The sequence below is a fragment of the Paraburkholderia sp. BGA-UO-ETr-F21 genome (assembly GCF_059567925.1).
The window spans coordinates 48,423-67,892 of record NZ_JCAQOY010000021.1 but is presented as its reverse complement, the minus strand read 5'-3'; the positions used below and the strand labels follow the sequence as shown (position 1 = coordinate 67,892).

Here is a 19,470-nt window from a genome sequence, read left to right as displayed (position 1 = left end):
GACGGCGCCCGAAAGCGCCGCCATTTTTCTATTGACCGGCGCGCTCGATCAGCGCCGGGTGTTCGTCATCGCAACATGGCCAGAATCACTTCGCGACCGCGCTCACCGGCGTCCAGCGCGGCTCGGGCGTCTTGTCGGCACTCTTCGCCAGCAGGCACACCACAGCGGCCGCGATGATGTCGAACACGGCCAGCACGACGAACAGCGGGCTGTAGCCGACCTGCGTCACCAGCACGCCGAACAGCGCCGTGAACGCCGCAGCACCCAGATAGCCCGCCATGCCACCCATCCCGGTCGCGGTGGCGACTTCATTCTTGCCGAACATATCGGACGTGATCGCGTAGAGCGCGCCCGACAAGGTCTGATGCGCAAACCCGCCGACGCACAGCAGCGCCACCGCCACATAAGGACTCGCTACCAGACCGACGCAAGCCGGCCCGATCATGCACAGCGCGCCGACCACGAACACCATCTTGCGCGATGTGAACAGCGACACCTTCGCGTACTTGTGAAACAGCGGACTGAGATAGCCGCCCAGCACGCAGCCGATATCCGCGGCCAGAAACGGCATCCACGCATACAGCGCGACTTCCTTCAGGTTCATGTGACGTTCGGTCATCATGTACAGCGGAATCCACGCGTTGAAGGTCTGCCACGCCGGTTCGGAAAGAATGCGCGGAATGCCGATCGCCCAGAAGTCGCGGCTGCCGAGCATGGCGAACCAGCTGCGCCTGGCGGCGCCGGCGTCGCTGTGCTTCGCTTCCTGGCCGCTGAGAATGTAGTCGCGCTCGGCGTCGCCCAACAGTTTCTGCTTACGCGGATGCTTGTAGAGCGCCATCCACAGCACGCTCCAGACAATGCCGGCCACGCCGACGATCACGAACGCGAGCTGCCACTCTCCGCGCAACAATGCCCAGACCACCAGCGGCGGCGCCAGCAGCGCGCCGATCGACGAGCCGATGTTGAACCAGCCGATCGCCACCGAACGCTCCTTGGCGGGGAACCACTCGCTCGTCGCCTTGACGCCGGCCGGAATGCCGGCCGCTTCCGCAACGCCGAGCAGGCCGCGGAAGAACGCGAGGCTGCGCCAGCCCGTCGACCACGCCGCCGCGGCGCACGCCAGCGACCAGGCCAGCGCGAACACCGCAAAGCCGATCTTGGTGCCGACGGTATCGAGCACAAAGCCGGCGACCGGCTGCATGAAGGCATAGCAAAGTTGCCACGCCACGACCACGTGCGAATACTGCTCGGTGGTGATGTGGAGGTCCTTCATCAACGTCGGCGCCGCCACTGAGAGCGTATTGCGCGCGAGGTAATTGATGATGAGCCCGGCCGCGACCAGGCTGACCATCCACCAGCGGATACCCTTGATTTTCATTGCTGCGTCTCCTCGTAATCCTCGTCGGCTCAAACGGGCCGCGTTGCGGGATGGGCCGAGCCGTCCGGGCCCGCATCATCGCGCGAATAGTCGATACCCACAAAGCTGCCGCCCTGGAAGCGTTGGCCCAGCGCGTCGAGCGGATTCGGCCGTGCAAGAATTTCTTCGGCGTAGGTTTCGGCGTTTTGCGTCGGCTGATAGCCCAGACGTGCGGCGCCGCTGTTGTCCCACCAGCTTCGCGTGTTGGCCGACACACCCCAGATGGTCAGGAAACCCACGTCCTCGGCCTCGACACAGCGGTCGAGGAAATGCAGCAGATCGCGATGCCCGAACCAGGTGCTCAGATGCCGGGGCTCGGTGGGCCGCTCGAGGCAGCTGCCGATGCGTACGCACACACTCTCGATACCGTGCTTGTCCCAGTACATTCTGGCCAGCGCTTCGCCCCACACCTTGCTCAGACCGTAGAAACCGTCCGGGCGCAGCTCGCAGTCGAGGCTGAGATGTTCGGTGACGGGATACATGCCGATGGCGTGATTCGAACTCGCGAACACGATACGCCGCACACCCTGGCGGCGCGCACCTTCATAGACTTCGACCAGCCCGCGCAGATTGTTCTCGATGATCTCCGGCAGCGGCCGCTCCACGCTCGTACCCGCGAAATGGATCAGCACATCGACACCCGTCAGCAGCCGGTCCACGACTGCAGGGTCGCGCAGGTCGCCGTGCATCACGTCCTCGCCTTCCACGAGCGGCACGAGGGCTTTCGAGCCCGCGGCCGAGCGCAACGGCGTGCCGCGCGCGATCAACGCGGCGCGTACCACCGAGCCTAGCTGGCCACCGGCTCCACTGAGAGCAATCTTCTTCATAGGGTTCCTTTACTGCGCCTTGCGCGATCGAACTCGGGGTACCGCAATCGCTTGGTCATTGGATGAACCGCTTGCCGATTTAGCGATAGTTGTACGATAACGTACTATCCGCGATGGCGAACCGGATTTCAATTAGGCACTTACCCTTATTCGATTTGACATTACAGCAAATTTCCTTGGATAAACAAACGTCTAGCCTCAACTCATTTATGTGACATCGTATAACTTGAAGTGCGTTTTCAGCGGCAAATTCTTCAGCGTGACGCGCGGCGGACAGCCGACTGTCTCGGCGATTCGAAACGCGAGCGCGGACACTTGAGCAAGTATGGCGGCCTGCGGTTCTCTATGCGCAACCCTCTTCCTGCGACGCTGTTGCAGCGCGGTCGATTGCCGCAGTTGCGGGGCGTCGCGCGCCGGTCATCGCAAGAGGGCATTCAGGAAAACTTGATATCCATCAACGGTTTGGCGTCTCAAAAAGAAAATCGTCATAAAACAACGTGGTTTTTTGACGCACACCGCACCGCAGCAAAGTTTTCGTCGATCCCCTACGCTTGCGTCATCTGCCCAGCGCAGTGCGCACCGACACCGGTCGACGCGCGTAGTCCGCCCCCGCGGTCATCACGCACTTCACGCTCATGAACTCCGCTTTATCGGCATTTGATCTCGCCCGCATCCAGTTTGCGTTCACTGTCTCCTTCCACATCATTTTTCCGGCGCTCAGCATCGGTCTCGCCAGTTTCATTGCCGTCCTCGAATGGCGCTGGCTGAAAACCGGCAAGGCGTACTACAAAGATCTCTGCCTGTTCTGGTCGAAGATCTTCGCGGTCGCCTTCGGCATGGGCGTCGTCTCCGGCGTCGTGATGAGCTATCAGTTCGGCACCAACTGGTCGGGCTTCTCCAGTTTCGCCGGCCCCGTCACCGGACCGCTTCTCATGTACGAGGTCATGACGGCGTTCTTCCTCGAAGCGGGCTTCCTCGGCATCATGCTGTTCGGCTGGCAGCGCGTGAGCCCGCGCGCCCACTTCGGCGCCACGTTGATGGTGGCGATCGGCACGCTGATCTCGACCTTCTGGATTCTCGCCTCCAACAGCTGGATGCAAACGCCGCAAGGCTTCGAAGTCGTGAACGGCCGCGTCGTGCCGCTCGACTGGTTCAAGATCGTGTTCAATCCGTCGTTCCCGTACCGGCTCGCGCATATGGCGCTCGCGGCGTTCATCGTCGCGGCGCTGGTGGTGGCGGCGGTCGGCGCGTGGCATCTGCTGCGCGGCCGGCGCGACCCTGCCGTCAAGAAGATGTTCTCGATGGCGCTTTGGCTGCTGCTGATTCTCACGCCGATCCAGGCTTTCGTCGGCGATCAGCATGGTTTGAACACCCGCGAATATCAGCCGGCCAAGATCGCGGCGATCGAAGGCCTGTGGGACACCGAAAAAGGCGGCACCGCGCTGAACCTGTTCGGCATTCCCGACATGCAGGCGGAAACCACGCGCTACGCCGTGTCGATTCCGCACCTGGGCAGCCTGATCCTTACGCATAGCTGGGACGGCGAGATTCGCGGCCTCAAGGAATTCCCGCCGCAAGACCGGCCGAACTCGACGGTGGTGTTCTGGAGCTTCCGTATCATGGCGGGCCTCGGCGTGCTGATGATCCTGATGTCGGTCGCCGCGTGGGTGCTGCGCCGCCGTGAGCGCCTGTTCGAATCGAAGTGGTTCCAGCGCGTGGCCGTGGCGATGGGGCCGACCGGCTTCATCACGCTGCTGGCCGGCTGGGTCACGACCGAAGCGGGACGTCAGCCGTGGGTGGTGTACGGCGTGATGCGCACCTCGCAGGCTGTGTCGCCGCTGACCACGCAGCAGGTCGGCATCTCGCTGATGGCCTTCGTGGTCGTCTACTTCCTCGTGTTCGGCACCGGTATCTACTACATGCTCAAGCTCATGCGCATGGGGCCCGCTCTACCGGGTCATACGCCGCACGGTGCGCCGGAGCAACGCTCACCGAACCAGACCGCGCGCCGCCCGCTTTCCGCCGCCGATCACATGATCGACGCCGCCTGACCCGCCCGGCTTCAGCAACGACTTGCGATAGAGAAAGAACATGGACGTAACCGTAGTGTGGGCCGCGATCATCGCGCTGGGCCTTTTCATGTATGTGGTGCTGGACGGCTTCGATCTGGGCATCGGCATCGTCTTCCCGTTCTTCCCCGACGAGAAGGAACGCGACCTGATGATGAACACGGTCGCGCCGGTGTGGGACGGCAACGAAACCTGGCTGGTGCTCGGCGGCGCCGGTCTGTTCGCGGTGTTTCCGGCGGTCTACTCGACCGTGCTGTCCGCGCTGTATCTGCCGCTGATCTTCATGCTCATCTGCCTGATCTTTCGCGGCGTGTCGTTCGAGATTCGCGCCAAGGCCAATCGTACGAAGCATCTGTGGGACCTCGCGTTCATCGGCGGCTCGGCGGGCGCGACGTTCTTTCAGGGCATCGCGCTGGGCGCGTTCCTGCAGGGCATTCCCGTGATCGACGGCGCCTATGCGGGCGACGCCTTCGGCTGGCTCACGCCGTTCAGTCTGCTGACGGGTCTCGGACTCGTCGTCACCTATGCGCTGCTCGGCTGCTGCTGGCTGGTGGCGAAGACGGAAGGCGATCTGCAACGCCGCCTGCATCGCGTGGTCTGGCCGCTGACGATCGTGCTGCTCGGCTTCATCGCGATGGTGAGCGTGTGGACGCCGCTGCAGGATCCGAACATCGCACAACGCTGGTTCCATGACGGCCTCTTCTACCGTTTGCTGCCCGTACCGTTCCTCGTGGCGGTCTGCGCGTTCTTCATGCATCGTGCGGTGCGTGAGCGGCATCACAACACGCCGTTCGGACTCGCGCTGCTGCTGGTGCTGCTGGGTTACGCGGGGCTGCTGGTGAGCCTGTGGCCGTACGCGATTCCGTCGAGCATGACGCTCTGGGAAGCCGCCGCGCCGCGTTCGAGCCAGATGTTCACGCTGGTCGGCGCAGCGGTCATTCTGCCGATCATCATCGCTTATACGACGATGGGTTATTGGGTATTTCGTGGCAAGGTGCGTCATGGCGACCAACATCACTATCACTAAGCAGACAAACGCGGGTGCAAGTCATCGCGCATCGTCCGCGCCGGCGCGCAAGCTGCCGGGCTGGCTCTGGTTCATCGCGCTGTGGTGTTTCGGCGTAGGCTCGGCCATGTCGCTCGGTTTCGCATTCAAGATTCTGATGAATGCGACGTTATTTGCAGTCAAATAGAGACTGCTTTGACGTGGTTCGATCCGGTGCGCATAACCTTCGGAATCCTGCATGGGCAGCTTCAAAAAAGGGCCGTTCGGCTCGTCTACCATGCAAGCCGGAACCTATGCGCGGGAGACCTGCCTTACACATCATGCAGTGCATCGGACCCCATGGCGATTTGACAAATAAACGGTTACACGAGCGGCACGCCGGAAGGCGCGCCGCGCCACCGGTCAGGCATATGATCGCGGGGTGGGCGGCAATGATGCGATTCACGAGGCTAGAAGTAAAACGAGACCCTATAACCGCGGCGGCCCACATCGGGCAGGCCCGACTCGCGGAGCCATCATGAAGTTTCTTGTAGCCGACGACCATGAACTGATCCGCGAGGGCGTCAAGGGTATGCTGCGCGGCCTCGATCCCGACGCCCAGTTCGACGAAGCCGATAACTGGGAGACGCTCGCGACCCTCGCGCGTCCCGACGCCGATCACGATCTTGCCATCGTCGATCTGCACATGCCGGGCATGAGCGGTGCTTCGTCGCTCGAAGTGCTGCTGAAAGCGAACCCCGCGCTCCCGCTCGTCGTCCTCTCCGCCGAAGAATCACCGGACGAAATGCGCGCGGTGCTGGCCGCCGGCGCGCTCGGCTTCGTGCCGAAGCGCCAGCCCGCCAGCGTCATGCTCAAGGCAATCGAACTGGTGCTCTCTGGCGGCGCCTACGTACCCATGGAAGCGCTGAGCTTGCTGGGCTGCCGGGAAGCGCAGGCGGCGCCCGCGCACGTCGAAGCAGATGCGGCTCCGTCTGGCGCACGCGCGCCCGGCCAGAGCAGCGCCGCGCTCACGGAACCCCTCGCGCAGATTCAGGCGTTGCAGCCGCACCAGCAGCATCTATTGGAAAATCTATCGCCGCGCCAGCAGGACATCATGCGGCTCGTCCATCGCGGCTGGACCAACAAGATGATCGCGCGCGAGCTGGGTGTCGCGGAGGGGACGGTGAAGGTGCATCTGTCGGTGATTTTCCGGGCGCTCGGTGTACATAACCGATCGACGGCGATCGCTGTCATCAACGGCTGGCTGGAAGCCGGGAAAACCCTGTAGAACGAGGTGCGGGACGGACGGCGTTCGCGCCCGTCTGTTCGCTTCTATTTCTGCGGTTCGCTTTGCGACGGGGTGCTTTGATACTGGGTGCTCTGGGTCTGGCTTTGCGAGCCTATTCTCGATTCGCCTTGCGGCAGACTCTCGCCGGCCCGCATCACACGGTTCGCCGGTCGGCCGGCTGTCTCTTTGCCTGCTTCTTTTCCCGGCGGATCCCCGCGCGATTCCAGCGCGGCCGACGCCCGCCCCTTATCCAGCTCCGCTTGCTGCCACAGCATCTCCAGCGTGCGCCGCAGGCGCGCCGGCGTGACCGGCTTATGAAGCACCGGAATCCCCTGCAACGCGAGCGCCGCCAGTTCCGCCGACGCCATGTCGCCCGTGATGAGCAGCGTCACCACGTTGTCGTGCCCCGCGCGCGAGAGCGCGTTACGCACCGCAGTCAGCGCCTGCGCGCCGGTACGGTGATTCGCCAACTGGTAATCGCACAGCACGGCATCGGGCACGAAGCCGCCTTCGAGCGCCGCGAGCGCGTCGGCCTCGTCGCGCGCGCCGAGCACGCTGCAACCCCAGCGGCCCAGCAAACTGACGAGGCCTTCGAGAATCGACGGATCGTCGTCGATGCACAGCACGCGCCGCCCTTGCGCCGACGGACCGCCGGCCACCGCTTCGTTCAGGCTCGCGACAATGCCGCCGGCATCGCCCGCCTGCACCGGGAAGCGAAACACCGAACCGCGGCCCGGAGCCGAGCGCAGTTGCAGCTTGCCGCCGAGCATCTCGACCAGCCGCTTCACTGTCGGCAAGCCGAGACCGTGGCCCTGGCGCGCGTCGCGTTGCGGATTGGCGACCTGATAGAACTCCTCGAAGATGCGTTCGTGCTCCTCGACAGGAATGCCGATGCCCGAGTCGCGCACTTCGACATAGCCGCCCGTCGGCCGCCCCGCGCGGCGAACGCCCAGCCAGATCGCGCCTTCTTCGGTATAACGCACCGCGTTCGAAAGCAGATTGCTCAGTACGCGTTCGAGCAGCACGGGGTCGTCGTGCACGACCATCGTGGTCGGCGCGATACGCAGCGCCAGCCCTTTGGCGGCAGCCTGCGGACGATACTGGCTGCCGACCCGTTCGAACAGCTCGGAGAGCCGGAAATGCAGCCGGATCACCTGCGTCACGCCGCTTTCGAGCCGCGCCAGATCGAGCACCTGGTTGAACAACTGGTTCAGCGCCTCGACGTTGTAGACGATGTGCTCGGCAGTCTTCGCGTGCTGCGCGGGGGTTGCCGCCGCATCGTTAAGCGATGCCGCGAGCAGGCCGATAGCATGCAGCGGCTGACGCAAGTCGTGACTGGCAGCCGCAAAAAAGCGTGTCTTGGCCAGGCTCGCTTCTTCGGCCACGCGTTTTTGCGCGGCCAGCGACTCCGCCAGATATTGCTGGTCGACGCGCGCCTGCACGACCTGCTGGAACAGCTTGCGATAACTCAGCGCATAGACGTTGATCGCGCAAAAGAAAAACGCGAGGACGATCGCGAGAATCGTGCGGTCGAACGTGTGCGTACCGAAATGCATGACGATCGACGGAAACAGCAGAAAAGGAATCGCGGTCGAGAAATTCAGCAGGTCGAAGCCATTCGACATGAACACGCCCGCGGCGAGCGTCACGAGCATGACTGTGTGCAGCAGCGGCAAGTCGGTTTGCGGGCTCTGGAACGCGAACCACACCGCGATGCCCGGCGCGCTGTACAGCAGCACGCCGCGGAGCGCATGCAGATAGATCCAGCCGCGCGGCGAGACGAGCGACGGATAGCGTCGGTTGCAAATCCATAGCGCGAGGCTGCCGCAATTGGCTGCCGCATAGAAACCGAAACACGCGATAAACAGCGGCGGCGACGGTATCTTCGGCCAGTAGATCGCCACCAGCACCGCGATCGAAAACCAGTGCGAAAAGAAAGCGATCGGATCCTGCGCGTATAACACGCGCACCAGATCTTCGTCGATGGCACGCTGGATCGGGTCAGCCCGCATTGCGCGGTCTCCTTGTGTCGATCGTATCGATCTTATCGATCGGAGCCGGCGCTTTAGCGCCTACTCTGGTCCATGCACAGTTCCGGGCACGGCACGTTCGGTGAGGTCGCCTGAAAGCGCGGCGACGCGGGTGGCGCGGATCTGGTTGCGACCGCATCGGTTACGGCGTGGCTTTGCGTGCGCGATGCAACTGCGCTGCGGCAGTGCGATGCGATCTCCCCGTGCAAGCTGTTTCTCTTCAGACGAATAAGATGCGCTTTGCCGGATGGTTTACCCGGCAGTTTACCCATCAGCTACCACTTAATCCATATAGGCGAAGCCGCCGCTGGAAACCATACTTAAATCACATTCTCCAGCGCGGCTTCAAAGCTTCACCATCCACACCCCGCCTGCAGTTCAGGCTCACCGCGCTCCTTGGCCTTACCCCTTCTGGAGGTTTTTCATGGGCGCAGTTCCGAGCCACGAGTTCGTCCGCAATCTCGACGATGCCATCCTGCCGGATTTGTGGCGCCGGCGTACCCGATTGTCCGGCGACGAAATGGTGTCGATGGTCGAACTGGTCAAGCGGGCGTTGCGAACCTATCACCCGCTCGAGTTGCAGGCGCTCGGCGAGGACAAGGAAGAGCTGGTCGCCCAGTTCATCTACGCGAAAGTCCTGCGGCTCGCGCCCGGCCATACGGAAACCCGCGCCTGCGCCGACAGCGCGCCGTCCAACGGCTACGCCCTGTGCGCGTATTTCCGCCGCTACCTGATCGACTGCCTGCGCAGCGCCGGCCATCAGCGCAACGTATCGATGGAAAACGAAGGCATGGCGCAGGAAATCGATCTTCATGCGCAAGCGCTGGAAGACCCGGTGGAAAGCGTGCTGCTGCAATACGGCCTCGACGAGCAGCGCGTGCGGCTCTCGGCGCGTGCCTTTATCGAGAGCCTCGACGAGCCGGAGCGAATCGTGCTGGCCGGCAGCCTCGGTTGGTGCTCGGAAGGAAAAGGCGGGTTGTCGGCAGTCGCTGCGCAGCATCGGGTGCCCTCGTATCACTATCGCGCCGTCAAACTCGGCGTCACCATGAAGAAGACGGCGGGCGCCGAGGATTTTTCCAACACCAAGATCGGCCGCTGGCTCACGGACGAACTCGGCATTGACATCGACATCGATAATCGCCCGGCCATTCTGCTTGCGCTGAACCTGCTCGCCGCCGAATCGAGCGACAGCGAAATGAATGAAGCAGCCGCCTAACAGCGAACGCTCAGGCGAGTCCCGGCCACTCGCACCGGCTCGCGACGCCGCGGACGTGGCACACCGGAGCCGTGCGCCCAACACGATGCGCCTTTTTTTGTGAGCGCGCACCGCCTAGGATAAAAAAGCCGTCGCCGCACGCCGTCTTGCTTCCGAAGTCCTGTTGTCTTTCCCCGCACTCATTCCAGACGAGGTGGTCGTGATGAACCGCTTATCGAGCGCCGTGACCGCTATTCAATCGCACTACGACGTGGTCGTGGTGGGTTCCGGCTACGGCGGCGCGATCGCCGCATGCCGCATGGCGCGTGCCGGACGCCGCGTGTGCGTGCTCGAACGCGGGCGCGAATTCATGGCGGGCGAATTCCCTCGCACGCCGTTTCAGGGCGCCGCGCAAGTGCAATACAACACGGCGTTAGCCCATATCGGCTCGCCACTGGCACTGCTCGAAGTGCACGTGAACGAAGACGTGAACGCGGTAGTCGGCTGCGGTCTGGGCGGCACCTCGCTGATCAACGCGAATGTCGCGCTCGAAGCCGACCCGCGCCTGTGGGACGACGAACGTTGGCCGGCCGCGCTGCGCGCCGACAAGGCGGCCCGCGACAAAGGCTACGCGCTCGCCCGCGCGATGCTGCAACCGTCGCCCGTGCCGAAGGATTACCCGACGCTGCCGAAACTGCAGGCGCTCGAAACGTCGGCGCAGGCGCTCGGCATGGAAGACCGCTTTACGCGCCCGGATATCACCGTCACCTTCGAAGACCGCGTGAATGCCGCGGGCGTCGAGCAGAAGGCGTGCGTCGGCTGCGGCGATTGCAATTCGGGTTGCAACTACGACGCGAAGAATTCCACCCACATGAACTATCTGCCCGACGCCGTGGCGCACGGCGCGCAGATTTTCACCGGAGCCGCCGTCCATTCCGTCCGGCGCGACACGGCCACGCAAAAATGGATCGTCGGCTATCAACTGGTGAGCCTCGGCCGCGAAAGCTATGGCGCCCCGGACCTGTTCGTGAGCGCCGATATCGTCATCGTGTCGGCCGGCACGATCGGTTCGACCGCGTTGCTGCTGCGCTCGCGCGATCAGGGGTTGAGCGTCTCCGGCATGCTCGGCAAACACTTCACCGGCAATGGCGACGTGCTCGCCTTTGCGTACAACACCGACCCCGTGATCAACGGCGTGGGCTGGGGCGCGCACGAGAAGGGCGAAATCCCGCCGGTCGGGCCGACCATTACCGGCCTCATCGATCATCGCAATACGGGCAACGTCAAGGACGGCTTCGTGATCGAGGAAGGCTCGCTGGCCGGACCGGTGGGCGCGGCGCTCGTCGGCCTGCTCGGCGCCGCCGCGCCGCTGGAAGGTGTGGATGTCGCGCCGCGCTCGCTCGCGGACCAACTCGCCTACGACGCCCGCGTGTCCGAAAGCTTCCTGCGCGGCCCCTATCACGGCGCGCTCAATCACACGCAAAGCTACCTCGTCATGGCGCATGACGACGAAAACGGCCAGATCGACGTGGACGACAAAGGCCAGCCGCGCATCGTGTGGGAGAACGCCGGCAAGCAGCCGATCTTCCAGGTGGTCGAAGCAGCGCTCAAGCAGGCGACCGTGCCGCTCGGCGGCAAATACCTGCGCAATCCGATTTCCACTGAAATTGTCGGCAACCGCACCGTTACCGTGCATCCGCTCGGCGGCTGCGGCATGGGCGAGGATGCGGAGCGCGGCGTGGTCGACCATATGGGCCGCGTGTTCAGCGGCGCGACGGGCAACGCGGTGCACGACGGTCTCTACGTAATGGACGGCGCCGTCATGCCGATGTCGCTCGGCGTCAATCCGCTGCTCACCATTTCCGCGCTGGCCGAACGCAATTGCGAACTGCTGCTGGCTACGCATCCGGTGACGGCCGCCTCGTCTGCCGGGGCAGCGGCGACGCCGAGCTTACCGCCTGCGCCGACACCCGAACTCGCTTCCTCGTCGTTGACGCCCTCCTCGCCGCAGAAGATCGGCCTGCAATTCACCGAAACGATGATCGGCACCTACACGCCGGTCGTGGCGGGCGAAGCCGCCACGAGTCCGATCGAGTTCACGCTGACCGTCGAATCGGAAGATCTCGCCGACATGCTCAGCAATCCGCAGCATCTGGCGCGAACCGCGGGTACGCTGACCTGCCCTGCGCTGTCCGCGCAGCCGATGACGATCTCCAATGGCACCTTCAATCTGTTCGTGGTCGACGCGTCCGACGTGGACGAGCGCAACATGAACTACCGCATGACGCTCAATTCCACCGACGGCAAGACGTACTTTCTGAGCGGACAAAAGATCATCACCCGCACCTCGCCGATCAATTTGTGGGAGCAGACCAACACGCTATACGCGGAGATTCGCGAATCGGCGCAAGCGGACGCGCCGCTGATCGGCAAGGCAACACTGATCATCACGCCCGAAAATTTCCTCAAGCAGCAACGCACGCTGGAAGTCACCCATGCGCCCGATCTGAAGACGCGCCTCGAATGGACCCTGAAATTCGGCAAGTTCTTCGCGGGTGTGCTGTTCACCGAATATGGCGGCGTGGCCGCGCCCTTGCAGTACTTCAACCCGAATGCAGAACCGCGCCTGAAGCGAGCGTTGCGCGCGCCGGTGCCGCAGGTCTTCTTCTTCGACACGCCCGATGGAACGAAGCTCAGACTCACGCGTTACCTCGACCCCGCGAACAAAGCGGCGCGCCCCGTGCTGCTGATTCACGGTTCGGGCGTATCGAGCCGCATTTTTTCCACCGACCTGATCGCGACCAACATGGTCGAGTATCTTTGCGCATCAGGCTACGACGTCTGGCTCGTCGATCTGCGCGTCAGCATCGAAATGCCGAGTGTGCTCGTGCCGACCAACGTCGACAAGGTGGCGCGCGAGGACATTCCGGCCGCGGTCGCCAGAATCCGCGAGTTGACCGGCGCCCCGGAGATTCAGGCACTGGGACACTGCCTGGGCGGATTGGCGTTGAGCATGTCGCTGCTGTATGGACTCGAAGGAGTGCGTTCGGCGGTCATCTCGCAGGTGTCGACTCACCCGGTGCCGGGCACGCTACAGAAGATCAAGGCCGGCCTGCATATCCCCGACATCATGAAACACCTCGGCGTGCTCGACCTGACCGCCTATACGGAACACAAGTCGTGGCCCCACAATCTGCTCGATGAGGCGCTCAGGTTCTACCCGCTCGATCACGACGAGGGTTGCGGCAATCCGATCTGCCACCGCGCGACCTTCCTGTACGGCCTGCTCTACGAACATGCACAACTGAACGAGACGCTGCATGCGAATCTGCAGGAATTGCTTGGTGTGCATGACGTCGAGGTATTCAAGCACCTCGCCACCATGGTGCGGGCCGGCAAAGTGGTCGATGCCGCCGGCAAGGATGTCTATCTGACAGGCGCGGACGGCATGAAAGGACTGGAAGGCATGCGCCGGCCGATCGGCTTCATTCACGGCGATAGAAACGAAACCTATCTGCCGAAAAGCACGCTGCTCACGTACGAGATGCTGACCGGGCACTTCCCCGAGCAGCCTTACGAGCGGCACATCATTCCGGGCTATGGCCACATCGACTGTATCTTCGGCAAGAACGCCGCCGTGGATGTCTATCCGGTGATCGCGAAGTACCTGGACGCGCATTGACTCAGGGCGAGCACGCCTACACTCACGTGTCTCACGCGCCGTCACGCGTCTCTCGCGTAACGGCGCAGCGCGTTCAGAACAGCTTGCCCGGATTCAGAATTCCGTGCGGGTCAAGCGCATGCTTGATCGCGGCCATCGCGGCCAACTCTGCCGGCGAGCGCGAGATCGGCAGGAACTCGCGCTTGAGCAGACCAATGCCGTGTTCGGCCGACACCGAACCATGCAGCGGCCCGAGCATGTCGTAGACAAACGCGTACACCGCGTGATGATCGACACCGGGGATCGAATGGCCGTCCACCGTGACATGCAGATTCGAATCGCCGATATGTCCGAAGAAATACGACGCATTGCCCGGCCAGCGCTGATCGAGCGCCGCGCGGCAGCGGTCGACGAAAACGCCGATCTCCCCGATCGGCAAGCTCACGTCGAAGTTGATCGCGTCGAGCCGCACCGGAAACTCCGCGGTGCATTCGCGAATCGCCCATAGCGCGCGCACGTCGGCCACCGACTGCGCGATCACGGCGTCGCGGATCGCGCCCGCTTCGAGCGCTTCTGTCAGCGCGGCGGAAAACCGTTCGCCGCCATCGCCCGCATCGAAGCTCGCGTGTTCGATCAATGCATAGAGCGGGTGCGCTTCGGCGAACGGCGAACGCGTGCCGGTCAGCTTCACGCCGAAGTCGTAGAAGTCCGGCCACATGATTTCAAACGCGCCAATATCGTTGCCAAATCGCGTGGACAAGCGGCGCAGCAGATTCACGGCGGCATCGTAGCCATCGAGTGCGACCAGCGCGGTGTGGCGCGCGACGCGTGGCGGATGAAGCCGCAGCACCGCACGCGTGATCACGCCGAGCGTGCCCTCCGAGCCGATGAACCAGTGCTTGAGGTCATAGCCGGTGTTGTTCTTCACCATCTTGCCAAGTGACGTCAGCACGTCGCCATTGGCCAGCACGACTTCGAGGCCGAGCACCTGGTCGCGCGCGGTGCCCGACTGGATTACCCGGTTGCCGCCCGCGTTGGTCGCGAGATTGCCGCCGATCTGGCAGGACCCGCGCGCGCCGAGATCGAGCGCGAGTTCGAAGCCGGCTTGCGCGGCGGCTTCCTGCGCGTCTTGCAAGGTCGTGCCGGCGCGCACGGTCAGCGTGGCCGACGCGGCATCCACTTCCTCGACGCCGGCCATCCGTTCGAGCGACAACGCAATGTCCGTGGCACGCGCAATCGCGCCGCCCGCAAGGCCGGTCATGCCACCTTGCGGCACCACCGGCTGGTGAGCCGCATGACAGATCGACAGCGCACGCGCAACCTGCCCGGTGGTGCGCGGCAGTAGCAACGCCGCGGGCCGCGTTGGATCGTGGCGTGTCCAGTCGGTCATCGCGCGTTCGCCGATCTGCCCGCCCACGCGCACGCTGTCTTCACCGAGCGCGGCGCGCAGCGCGTCGAGTGTCGCGGAAAGCGGCGCTGTGTGACCCGCCGTGCTGTTGTCTGTCATGCAGTGGTTCCTTGCGCGCCTTCAGCGGCGCGTTTCTTCCGATAGCCCATCGAGTCGTTGATACGCCCGAGAATATAGTCGCCCGCGGCGACCGGCTGATACTTGAGGTCCGCTTCGTTCGTACCGAGATCGCGCGGATCGACCATCGCGCCGTAAGTCGGATCATAAAACGTCGCGATCGAATAGCGCTCGCGACCCGACGCATTGATCACGCGATGCAGCGTGGAACGGAAGCGGTCGTTGGTCCAGCGCGCGAGCAGATCGCCCACGTTGACCACGAAGCTGCCTTCGACCGGCGGCGCGTCCACCCACGTATTGTTGGCGATTTCGCGCACCTGCAGGCCGCCCACCTGATCCTGCCACAACAAGGTGATGCAGCCGTAGTCGGTATGCGGCGCGACGCCGAACTGATCGTCGTCCGATTGGGGCGGCTGCGGCGGATAGTAGACCATCTGCGTGCGCTGCATCCGCTTGGTATATCGCGGCGCGAAAAAATGTTCGTCGACGCCGAGGCTCACCGCCACCGCGCGCAGCAGATCCGCGCCGCACGCCGCGACCGCTTCGTAGTAGCCATATAGCGCGGGACGCAGCTCCGGCATGAAGTCCGGCCAGTTATTCGGCCCACGCAGTGCCTGACCTGCCAGCACGTCCGGGTCGTCTTCCGGCAATTCGAGGCCGATGCTGAAGAACTCCTTGTAGTCGGGACGTTTGGCCTCGTACATGGTCGCGTCACCGAGCGCATTGAAGCCGCGATGCCGTTGATTGACCGCCGCGCGCCGCTTGGTCTCCACCGGAAACGCGAAAAAGCGGCGCGCCGCCTGCGCGGCGGCATCGATCGAGTCTTGCGGCACGCCATGATTGACGATGTAGAAGAAGCCGATCGTCGTGCACGCTTCACGGATTTCCTGTGCGACGCGCTGCAAAGCCTGCGGGTCGCCCGCGCGAACGCCGGCGAGATCGATGATCGGAATGCGGGTCACGGGCATCGCGCTGCTCCTGATGGGCGGATCGAATCGACTGATGAAAAAACCACATGAAAGCGCGTGAATCGTCTACGGGAAGACCTCGTTCCGCCTCACGCATTGCAGTTGTATATACCGCCAAAAGCACACCCGCAAGCTGCTTCGCACCGCTTCATATAAGGGCTTTTCTCTACTCGAGTGTTTATTTTTTTCGCGCGAAAACTGCGGTATATACTGCCTCGCATGACTCGCGCCGAACCCGTTTCGTGCATCACCTTCGCGCGACACCGCTTTGCCAACCGGAGAATCCCATGAGCATCCTTGCAGGCTGGAAGTGTCGTTTGGTCATGCTGGCGTTGTGCGCGGCAAGCGTCACCGCCCACGCGGAAGACCAACTCGCCAAAGTGAAGAAAGCCGGCGAACTGGTGGTCGGCACCGAGATGCAGTTCGCGCCCTTCGACTTCCTCGAAAACGGTCAGCAAGCGGGCTTCAACAAGGATCTGTTCGCCGAGGTCGGCAAGGAAATGGGCGTGAAGGTGCGCTTTATCGACTTGCCCTGGCCGAGCGTGCTGCCGGGTCTGGAAGCGGGCAAGTTCGACATGGTGGGCGGCCCGCTGACCGTCACCAAGGCGCGCATGGAGCGCTACACCTACACGCTGCCGATCGCGGACGCAACGGATGCGCTGCTCAAACGCGCGAACGATTCGTCGCTCAAGCAATCGTCGGATATCGCGGGCAAGACGGTGGGCGCCGGCAAGGGCTCGGCGCAGCTCGACCAGTTGAAGGCCTACGTCGCCACGCTGCCCAAACCGCCTGAAATCCGCGAATACGTCGACAACAATCAGGCTTACGCCGATCTCGCCGCGGGCCGGATCGTGGCTGTCGCGAACTCCATGACCAACATTGCGTATGTGGCCAAGCAGCGCCCGGAAACGTTCGCCGTGGTGCAGCCTCCGTTCGGCGCCAAGGTGTATTTCGCCTACTGCCTGCGTAAAGATGCGGACAGCAAGCCGCTCGCCGATGCGTTCAACGCCGCGCTAGTAAAAATGCACAACGACGGACGCCTCGCCACCTTGCAGAAAAAATGGTTCGGTGTCGCCATGGATGCGCCGACAACCATGCCCGCGCCGAACTATTGATCGCCTCATGCTTTGCCCGGCTCACGTGCTGATTTCGATGCACGTGTCGTGATGCAAGCGATGCGGACCGCGCCCCGGGCCGCATCGTGTTTCCCGTTCTAGCGAGTGCGACGCTTATGTTCAGCACGACCGTCTTCCTCCAGGGCTTACCGCTGCTGCTGCATGCGGCGCTCGCCACCATCGGCATTTCGCTGACGGGACTGCTGATCGGCTTCTTCGTGGCGATCGGCGTGTGCGCGGCGCGCCTCTCGCCGAATCGCGCGGCGCGCATGTTCGGCGGCGCCTATGTGTTCTTCTTTCGCGGCGTGCCGATGCTGGTGCAACTGCTGCTGGTGTACTACCTGCTGCCGTTCGCGGGCATCAACGTGTCGCCCGTCGTCGCGGCGATCAGCGCTGTGTCGCTGTGCTCCGCGTCCTATATCGCCGAGATTCTGCGCGGCGGTTTTCTCAGCATTCCGCCGGGCCATCTCGAAGCCGCCCGCATGCTCGGCCTCTCGCCATTCGACATGCTGCGGCGCATTCTCGTGCCGCAAGCGTTCCGCTTGACGCTGCCGTCGCTCGTCAATGAAATGGTGCTGCTCATCAAGGCTTCCTCGCTGATCTCGGTGGTGGGCGTGGCCGAACTGACGCGCACCGCGCAGAACATCGCCGCCAGCACGTATCGGCCGCTGGAAGCCTATCTTGCCGCAGGGCTGATCTACTTCGTGATCTGCGGCGCGCTCGCGCTCGTCGCACACGCCGCCGAATACCGCTTGCAGCACGCCTGAGCGGCCCAGCGTTCGACCTCGAATCCACGCCATGCAAAAGCTCGATCCCACCGTCATCACGCACAACCTGCAGCCGATCGCCGCGGGCCTCGCCACGACGCTCGGCACCTGGGCTGCGGGCGTCGCGATCGGCATCGTGATCGGCTTTCTAATCGCCGTGCTGCAACTCTTCTGCGGACGCTGGGTGCGCGGCGTATTGCGCGTCTATATCGAACTGTTTCGCGGCACGCCGTTTCTCGTGCAGCTCTTTTTGCTGTATTACGGCGGCCCTTCGTTTGGCCTCACGCTGGAACCAATGACCGCGGGTGTGCTCGGTTTGGGCCTGTACGGCAGCGCCTATTTCGCCGAAGCTTTCCGCTCCGGTTTCCAGTCGGTGCCGCCAGGTCATCTCGAAGCGGCGTCGTGCCTGGGTCTCACACGCTGGCAGGCGGTCATGCGCGTTCAGGTGCCGCAAATGCTCGTGCTGATCGTGCCTGCATTGACTAATCTGATCATCGTATTGAGCAAGGAAACGGCCGTGCTGTCCATCGTCACCGTGCCTGAACTCACGTTCGTGCTGACCGGTATCGGCTCGGCGACCTTTGCCTTCGTCGAAACGCTGCTCGTGCTGTGCGTGTGCTATCTCGCGCTGGTCGAACTGACTTCGCGCGCGGGCATGTGGGCTGAAACCCGCATCGCACGCTTCATGGCATGAACGGAAACGGAACCCTCCTATGAACGCCATCGCCGACATGCCCTCCTCCGCGCCTACTGCCAACATCGAAGCATCGCCCGGTGCGCCGTTGATCGAAGTGCGCGACCTGCGCAAACGCTTCGGTGAAGTCGAAGTGTTGCGCGGTGTCGATCTCGAGATCGCGCGCTCGGAAGTGGTGTGCATCATCGGCCCGTCCGGCTCGGGCAAGAGCACGCTGTTGCGCTGCCTCGCCGCGCTAGAAACCTACGATCAGGGCGACGTACGCATCGAAGGCGAGCTGCTCGGTTACAGCGAGCGCAACGGCAAACGCGTGCGTGCGTCGCAAAGCGAGATCAACCGCGTACGGCGCAACGTCGGCATGGTGTTTCAGCAGTTCAATCTGTGGCCGCACATGACGGCGCTCGGCAATGTGATGGAATCCCTGCTGCGCGTTCGCCATCTGTCGCGCGACGAAGCGCGCCGCCGCGCCAACGCCATGCTCGAAACAGTCGGCCTCGCGCACAAGGGCGACGCGTATCCGGCCAAACTCTCGGGCGGCCAGCAGCAGCGCGTGGCGATTGCGCGAGCGCTCGCCATGGAGCCGCACATCATGCTATTTGACGAGCCGACCTCGGCGCTCGATCCGGAACTGGTCGGCGAAGTGCTGCAAGTGATGAAACAGCTCGCGCGCGACGGCATGACGATGGCCGTGGTCACGCACGAAATGGGTTTCGCCGCGCAGGTCGCGGACAAAGTCATGTTCATCGATCAAGGCCGTATCGCCGTGCAAGGCAAACCGCGCGATGTCTTTCACGATGCCGGACAGCCGCGCTTGCGGCAGTTCCTGCAAAACTACTTCGACCGCAACGCTTTCTGGACGCGCGGCGCCGACGAGGCGCAGCCGCTATGAGCGCGCGCCGCTTTCCGCCTGCCTCACGCGGACACTGACG

General features: G+C 63.4%; 15 protein-coding genes. 10 read left to right on the top strand and 5 right to left on the bottom strand.

Features of this window, described 5'->3' with window-relative positions; translation table 11 throughout:
* Positions 1-85 precede the first annotated feature (85 nt).
* Entirely contained in the window at positions 86-1,378 is a 1,293-nt protein-coding gene (locus AC57B1_RS14480; protein ID WP_408349443.1) for an MFS transporter, read from the bottom strand.
* A gap of 29 nt (positions 1,379-1,407) precedes the next feature.
* Positions 1,408-2,244 carry an NAD-dependent epimerase/dehydratase family protein gene (locus AC57B1_RS14475; RefSeq protein ID WP_408349440.1) on the bottom strand — a complete coding sequence of 279 codons (837 nt, stop codon included), beginning with the start codon at positions 2,242-2,244 and terminating at the stop codon, positions 1,408-1,410.
* 635 nt (positions 2,245-2,879) lie between these two features.
* Here AC57B1_RS14475 and AC57B1_RS14470 point away from each other — a divergent pair.
* From AC57B1_RS14470 to AC57B1_RS14455, 4 genes are all read left to right on the top strand, one after another.
* The gene (locus AC57B1_RS14470; protein ID WP_496417835.1) at positions 2,880-4,295 is read left to right on the top strand and encodes a cytochrome ubiquinol oxidase subunit I; all 1,416 of its coding nucleotides are present in this window, start codon (positions 2,880-2,882) and stop codon (positions 4,293-4,295) included.
* 40 nt (positions 4,296-4,335) lie between these two features.
* On the top strand, positions 4,336-5,340 hold the full coding sequence (gene cydB / locus AC57B1_RS14465; protein WP_091802103.1) for a cytochrome d ubiquinol oxidase subunit II: 1,005 nt from the start codon (positions 4,336-4,338) through the stop codon (positions 5,338-5,340).
* A complete protein-coding gene (locus AC57B1_RS14460; protein ID WP_408184916.1) occupies positions 5,315-5,506 on the top strand; it encodes a hypothetical protein in 192 nt (63 codons plus the stop codon). Before cydB ends, AC57B1_RS14460 begins: the two co-directional genes overlap by 26 nt.
* Before the next feature lie 330 nt (positions 5,507-5,836).
* Complete coding sequence (locus AC57B1_RS14455) at positions 5,837-6,586, top strand: response regulator transcription factor (RefSeq protein WP_408349435.1); 750 nt, start codon at positions 5,837-5,839, stop codon at positions 6,584-6,586.
* 44 nt (positions 6,587-6,630) lie between these two features.
* Here AC57B1_RS14455 and AC57B1_RS14450 read toward each other — a convergent pair whose 3' ends face one another.
* Positions 6,631-8,598, bottom strand: coding sequence for an ATP-binding response regulator (locus AC57B1_RS14450; RefSeq protein ID WP_496417834.1), 1,968 nt, complete (start codon positions 8,596-8,598; stop codon positions 6,631-6,633).
* A gap of 442 nt (positions 8,599-9,040) precedes the next feature.
* On the opposite strand from AC57B1_RS14450, the gene AC57B1_RS14445 reads away from it, so the two are divergent.
* Positions 9,041-9,832: a hypothetical protein gene (locus AC57B1_RS14445; protein WP_408301406.1), complete on the top strand. Its 792-nt coding sequence runs from the start codon at positions 9,041-9,043 to the stop codon at positions 9,830-9,832.
* Positions 9,833-10,034: 202 nt separating this feature from the next.
* Positions 10,035-13,493 carry a GMC family oxidoreductase N-terminal domain-containing protein gene (locus AC57B1_RS14440; RefSeq protein ID WP_496417833.1) on the top strand — a complete coding sequence of 1,153 codons (3,459 nt, stop codon included), beginning with the start codon at positions 10,035-10,037 and terminating at the stop codon, positions 13,491-13,493.
* 73 nt (positions 13,494-13,566) lie between these two features.
* On the opposite strand, the gene AC57B1_RS14435 is transcribed toward AC57B1_RS14440, so the two are convergent.
* A complete protein-coding gene (locus tag AC57B1_RS14435; protein WP_496417832.1) occupies positions 13,567-14,979 on the bottom strand; it encodes an FAD-binding oxidoreductase in 1,413 nt (470 codons plus the stop codon).
* Positions 14,976-15,965 (bottom strand): isopenicillin N synthase family dioxygenase, encoded by a 990-nt coding sequence (locus AC57B1_RS14430; protein WP_091802123.1) that lies wholly within the window; start codon positions 15,963-15,965, stop codon positions 14,976-14,978. Before AC57B1_RS14430 ends, AC57B1_RS14435 begins: the two co-directional genes overlap by 4 nt.
* A gap of 287 nt (positions 15,966-16,252) precedes the next feature.
* Between AC57B1_RS14430 and AC57B1_RS14425 the strand changes: the two genes are divergently transcribed.
* The 4 genes from AC57B1_RS14425 to AC57B1_RS14410 all read left to right on the top strand — a co-directional run bounded on the left by AC57B1_RS14425 (position 16,253) and on the right by AC57B1_RS14410 (position 19,430).
* Positions 16,253-17,080, top strand: coding sequence for a transporter substrate-binding domain-containing protein (locus tag AC57B1_RS14425; protein WP_091802126.1), 828 nt, complete (start codon positions 16,253-16,255; stop codon positions 17,078-17,080).
* Between the two features lie 116 nt (positions 17,081-17,196).
* Entirely contained in the window at positions 17,197-17,847 is a 651-nt protein-coding gene (locus AC57B1_RS14420; RefSeq protein ID WP_091802129.1) for an amino acid ABC transporter permease, read from the top strand.
* A gap of 31 nt (positions 17,848-17,878) precedes the next feature.
* Positions 17,879-18,541 carry an amino acid ABC transporter permease gene (locus AC57B1_RS14415; RefSeq protein WP_091802132.1) on the top strand — a complete coding sequence of 221 codons (663 nt, stop codon included), beginning with the start codon at positions 17,879-17,881 and terminating at the stop codon, positions 18,539-18,541.
* 19 nt (positions 18,542-18,560) lie between these two features.
* On the top strand, positions 18,561-19,430 hold the full coding sequence (locus tag AC57B1_RS14410) for an amino acid ABC transporter ATP-binding protein (protein WP_496417831.1): 870 nt from the start codon (positions 18,561-18,563) through the stop codon (positions 19,428-19,430).
* Positions 19,431-19,470 lie beyond the last annotated feature (40 nt).